The organism is Mesorhizobium sp. M2C.T.Ca.TU.002.02.1.1, assembly GCF_003997225.1.
Genome location: NZ_RZTO01000887.1, coordinates 1 through 2,402, shown reverse-complemented (window position 1 = coordinate 2,402; position 2,402 = coordinate 1). Strand labels below are relative to the sequence as shown.

2 protein-coding genes are annotated in these 2,402 nt (G+C 65.1%); one reads left to right on the top strand and one right to left on the bottom strand.

From position 1 onward, the window contains the following. Positions 1-282: 282 nt before the first annotated feature. Positions 283-489 (bottom strand): hypothetical protein, encoded by a 207-nt coding sequence (locus EOD07_RS30945; RefSeq protein ID WP_127237994.1) that lies wholly within the window; start codon positions 487-489, stop codon positions 283-285. A 417-nt stretch (positions 490-906) separates the two neighbouring features. Between EOD07_RS30945 and EOD07_RS30940 the strand changes: the two genes are divergently transcribed. Continuing rightward, positions 907-2,402, top strand: a 1,496-nt coding sequence (locus EOD07_RS30940) for a cation:proton antiporter (protein WP_245470553.1), incomplete at its 3' end; no start/stop codon positions are given.

Below are 2,402 nucleotides of genomic sequence, written 5' to 3'. Positions count from 1 at the left end.
CGACAGGGTCGTGGTGAATTCGGCGGAACTAAGCTTCAGCGCCAGCGCGTCGGACGCTCTTGGCGGTGCGGCCTTCTCGGTGGATTTTGCCGGCGCAGCCGCCTCGGTGGATTTCGGGGCCGTGGCCGAGCCAGTGAATTTTGCGACCTTCGTCTGGGACATTCTGCCATGCGCCTCCCGCCCGCCATGGCCGGCCGTCCTCGCCTTGACATCGACCGGCCACACCCCTGCTGCTTCAACGTGCGGCCGGCCAGAATGTTCCCGCCTTTTCAGGCGGATAGGTCAGGATGCAAGCGGGGGAAGACCGCCATTCGCGCGCCGCGGAAAGGGCAGCACGTCGGCGATCGGCTTGGCGTGCTGGGCCGCCGCCACAGCCTCGATCACAAGGTCGAGCGCCGCAAGCGCCGCGCGGCTCGTTTCATCATCGCCACGCAGATAGTGGCATGCCCGGTCGAGATGCAGGTGGGCGGCGGCAAAGTCGCTTTTCATTAGCTTCTCCTTATTGCCCCGCCTTGGCGGCCAACATCGTCGAGTCGCTTTACCGGGAAGCAAAGATCGGCGGCGGCATTTGATTAGAATTGTAGGGGTGCGAGCAATCTCCCCCCTCGAGGGGGAGATGTCGCCAAAGGCGACAGAGGGAGGTCGTCTCACGTCGAGCACCGGCCCTCTCTTTGCAGAGTTGGTGAAATGCGTAAGATGTCGGCGCTTCACGCGCAACGACCCCCTCTGGCCGCTTCGCGGCCATCTCCCCCTCAAGGGGGGAGATTGGCCCACGTGCAACCGATCCTCTGGCCAAACCGTTTGTGCCGATGCGAGGAATGAGGGGTGCATAATTTGTCAAACATGCTCAATCGGCGGCGGTCGCTGTGGATCCGGGTCGCGCTTGGTGTTGCGGCGCTTGCCTTGATGCCCGCTGTCGCCTTCGCCGCCGAGAAGACCGGCATGTCTTCGGAGGGCATTTTCGTCGCCGAGCTCATCTTGCTTCTGGTCATCGGCCGCGGCATCGGCGAGGTGCTGGAGACGCTTGGCCAGCCGGCGGTGATGGGTCAGTTGATCGGCGGCATCCTGCTCGGGCCTTCGCTGCTCGGCTGGGTCTGGCCGGCTGCCGAGCGGCTGATCTTTGCCGACGACCCTTCGCAGAAATCGATGATCAACGCCATCGCCCAGCTCGGCGTCTTGATGCTGCTGTTGCTCACTGGCATGGAGACGGATCTGCGGCTCGTCCGCCGCGTCGGCCGCGCCTGCTTTTCCATCTCGGCCGCCGGCGTGGCCGTGCCCTTCGCGCTCGGCTTCGTCGCCGCCCAGTTCATGCCGGCCACGCTGCTTGCCGCCGGCAGCGAACGCATCGTCGCCGGGCTGTTCCTCGGCACCGCGCTCTCCATCTCTTCGGTCAAGATCGTCGCCATGGTGGTGCGCGACATGAACTTCATGCGTCGCGATCTCGGTCAGGTCATCGTCTCCTCGGCCATCATCGAGGACACGATCGGCTGGGTGATCATCGCCATCACCATCGGCATCGCCACCAGGGGGCAGATCGAGCTCGGCAGCCTGGCCTTCACCATTGCCGGCGTCGCCCTCTTCATGGCGTTTTCCTTCACGCTCGGACGCCGCATCGTCTTTGACGCCATCCGCTGGACCAACGACACCTTCCGCTCCGAATATGCGGTGGTCACCGTCATCCTCGCCATCATGGGCGTGATGGCCTTGATCACCGACCTGATCGGCGTCCACACCGTGCTCGGCGCCTTCGTCGCCGGCATATTGGTGGGCGAGTCGCCGATCCTGTCGCGCCACATCGAGGGGCAGTTGCGCGGCATCATCACCGCGCTTTTCATGCCGGTGTTCTTCGGCGTCGCCGGCCTGTCGGCCGACCTCACCGTGCTGGTCGATCCGCAGCTGGCATTGCTCACCGTGGCTCTGGTGGTGATCGCCTCGATCGGCAAGTTCGGCGGCGCCTTCATCGGCGCCGAGGTCGCCGGCATGAGCCGTGCCGAAGGCATTGCGGTGGGCTGCGGCATGAATGCGCGGGGTTCGACAGAGGTCATCGTCGCCTCGATCGGCCTGACGATGGGCGTGCTGTCGCACAACCTCTTCACCATGATCCTCACCATGGCCGTCATCACCACCTTGGCCATGCCGCCGACACTGCGCTGGGCGCTGCGCCGCCTGCCGATCGGCGAGAAGGAGAAGAAGCGGCTGGAGCGTGAGGAGATCGACCAGCGCGGCTTCGTCGCCAATCTGGAGCGGCTGTTGGTGGTGGTCGACGAGGGCGTCGTCGGCCGCTTCGCCGCCTATCTCGCCGGCGTCATCGGCGCCGGCAAGCCGACGACCGTGCTGCATTCCAGCGGCGAGATCGATGCCGAACCGACCGAAGGCCTGCATCTGGAGGAAATCGAGAAAGG

What these genes read in the sequence shown, in the direction of transcription:
- EOD07_RS30945 (WP_127237994.1), bottom strand. Translation starts at nt 489, where the DNA reads ATGAAAAGCGACTTTGCCGCCGCCCACCTGCATCTCGACCGGGCATGC.